This is a genomic window from Candidatus Hydrogenedentota bacterium, assembly GCA_012523015.1.
Lineage (GTDB): Bacteria > Hydrogenedentota > Hydrogenedentia > Hydrogenedentales > CAITNO01 > JAAYBJ01.
On record JAAYJI010000205.1, the window covers coordinates 1 to 2,766 of the forward strand.

Below are 2,766 nucleotides of genomic sequence, written 5' to 3' on the forward strand. Positions count from 1 at the left end.
ATTGTTTGGAAAGTAGGAGAAAGTTGAAACCGTCCCATGCCTTCGCTCCGCTACGCCCTCAGCCCTCAGGGCTGCCCCTATCGGGGACGGGCTACGCTACGCGAAGGCATGGCTAGAGAGGGCAGCCCAAGCCCTCACGTCACAGAACAAGGAGACACAGATTTCCACCTTAAATTTGGCGATCCGTGGTCTAAGAATGGGGTAAAGCGCACAATATTCAGGTAGCACGCTCGGAATTACCAACCATCACTCTATTCAATCGTCAATTCTTTGACGAATGGAAAGGGTCAAAAGATAAAAACGACAAATTAGATAGAATTAAACATGACGATCACGGCGGGTACAGCTTTTTAAATAATGAGTTACCCGTTTATTTGGCCGGTGAACTTGAAGTTATTAAAGATGTTATTGAAAATGCAGCCACCGCACTTCATTCTCGGAAGTATAACTCTTTTTTAATTGTTAGCGACCATGGTGCTTCCCGTCTGGCTGTATTACGGAGTAAAGAAGAGAAATATGATACCGACACTCAGGGAAAGCATTCGGGGCGCTGTTGTAAAACTTTTGAGGGATATGATCTTCCTTTTGCAGCAGAAGAGAACGGATACATTGTCCTTGCAGATTATGGTCGTTTCAAAGGCAGTCGTGCGGCAAATGTTGAAGTCCACGGCGGGGCATCTTTGGAAGAGGTTGTTATCCCCATCATTGAACTCACACTAAAAGATAAGCAAATTACGGTGGAAGTGGTTAATAAAACTGTCTTTTTGGAATTTAAGAAAGAGGTCACTATTGAGCTCTTCTTTACTGCGCCTGTTTCGGATGTGTCTGTACGTTTAGGCAGTGATAGATATTCAGCCGAATCTATAGAAGATAGGCGATTCCGTGTGTTGCTGTCAGAGATAAAAAAAGCTGATCATTATACGGCAGAAGTTTATTCCGGGGACACGTGGATTGGCAAGGTCGCATTTAAAGTTCAGAGCAAGATCGCGCAAAAGAATGAAGAGTTCGACAATTTTTTTTGAGGAGTCTTAGTTTATGATAGAAAAATTGAGGCAATGCTTCGATGAAATGGTTGTATATAAGGATTTAAAAAAGAGTAATTTCTTTTCTGCCATGAGCCTGCCGTCATTTATGCGAGACTGGCTTTTAAAACGTTTCGCTGATGAACATGGTAATGTGGATCAAGATTCTTTATATGATTTTATTAAGACCTATCTGCCGGGACGCGATGATTGGACCGGAATCAAGGATCGTATTTGCATTGACTATGAACGCGTCAAATTTTTAGCCAAAATTTCTGTTGATATCGACATCAAGACAGCACAAGTTTCTTTTGCATTGCCTGATTTCGGATTAACAAACAAAGACACCATTATCGAGGATTCTGTGTGGAATTTGTGCAGGGAGGATTTGGTTGACGCCGGAGAAACGTGGGGCATGCTAGAACTGGGGTATCGCCCCGGAGGATCCAGCGGTTCCGATCGACCAACAAAGAGCAGTTCCGGCGGTAAGATTAAACTTATAGCCTTTAAAAACTTTTGTCCTTATACGATTGATTTGGATTATTTCAAAGAGGTGCGCAAAGAATTTTCTATAGAGGAATGGCTTGATGTGCTGCTGGGCGCAGTAGACTACAACGCGAACGGTTATCTCGGCAATGAAGAAAAAAAACTGACCATGCTCACACGCCTCCTTCCCTTTGTTGAGAAACGGTTGAACCTGATTGAACTCGCTCCGAAAGGGACGGGCAAATCTTATCTTTTCGGCAGAGTCAGCCGCTTCGGCTGGCTGTCTAGCGGCGGCGTCATGAGTCGAGCGAAACTATTCTATGATCAAAACCGACGTAAGGAAGGACTCATAAGCGGTAATGATTTTATTACCCTTGATGAGGTTCAAACCATTTCTTTTACCGACGTCGATGAAATGCGCGCTGCTTTAAAGGGCTATCTTGAATCCGGTGTGTTTACCGTGGGTAATCTCCAAGGCGTCGCTGATGCAGGCATGATCCTAAGCGGGAATATCAGCAAAGGAGCTATGGATCAAGACGGTTTTTCTAACATGTTTGAAGAACTGCCCGAAGTGTTTCATGAGTCCGCCCTTATCGACCGTTTCCATGGCTTTATCAAAGGATGGAATATTCCTCGAATGAACGATGATCTCAAAGTGTCCGGCTGGGCGTTGAATTCGGAATATTTTACGTCAATCATGCACGACTTACGTTCAGATACTACCTATCGTGCCATAGTCGATGAACTCATCATAGTCCCTGAGGCTGCGGATACACGCGACACAGAAGCAGTCTTACGTATTACCACGGCATACCTAAAACTGCTTTTTCCGCACGTTCGTTGTGCAAGAGATATTGAGCCACATATATTCAAGCATTATTGCCTTAACAGAGCATGGAAAATGCGGGATACTATCAAATTTCAGCTTGGTCTATTGGATCCGGAATACCGCGGCAAAGATGTTCCCAGTTTTACGGTAAAATCTTTCGAAGAGGATCGGAGTAAATCGTGAAACAAAAAAACTGTCACATCTGTGGGAAAGAAAAATTGACTAAGGACGAAATCGGTCTAAGCAAAAAGATTTTAGACCTCAAGACCAAACATTTTTATTGTTTCAGCTGCCTTGCCGAATTGTCAAGCCCCCGCTTTTTGGTCCAGTTGTTATGAGAGTTTCTGTGTTTCATGAGCGCGCCTCCTGGCAGGATTGCATGGGCGCTTGTGGAGCCGAGCGTAGCGAGGCGGAACAAGCGCCCATGCA

General features: G+C 44.3%; 1 protein-coding gene and 1 pseudogene. Both read left to right on the forward strand.

Going from position 1 to position 2,766, the window contains the following annotated elements; all coding sequences use genetic code 11:
- Positions 1-212: 212 nt before the first annotated feature.
- Positions 213-1,022 (forward strand): annotated as a pseudogene (gene pglZ / locus GX117_08855) (BREX-4 system phosphatase PglZ).
- Positions 1,023-1,035: 13 nt separating this feature from the next.
- On the forward strand, positions 1,036-2,520 hold the full coding sequence (gene brxL, locus GX117_08860) for a BREX system Lon protease-like protein BrxL (protein NLO33449.1): 1,485 nt from the start codon (positions 1,036-1,038) through the stop codon (positions 2,518-2,520).
- The last annotated feature ends 246 nt before the right edge of the window (positions 2,521-2,766 follow it).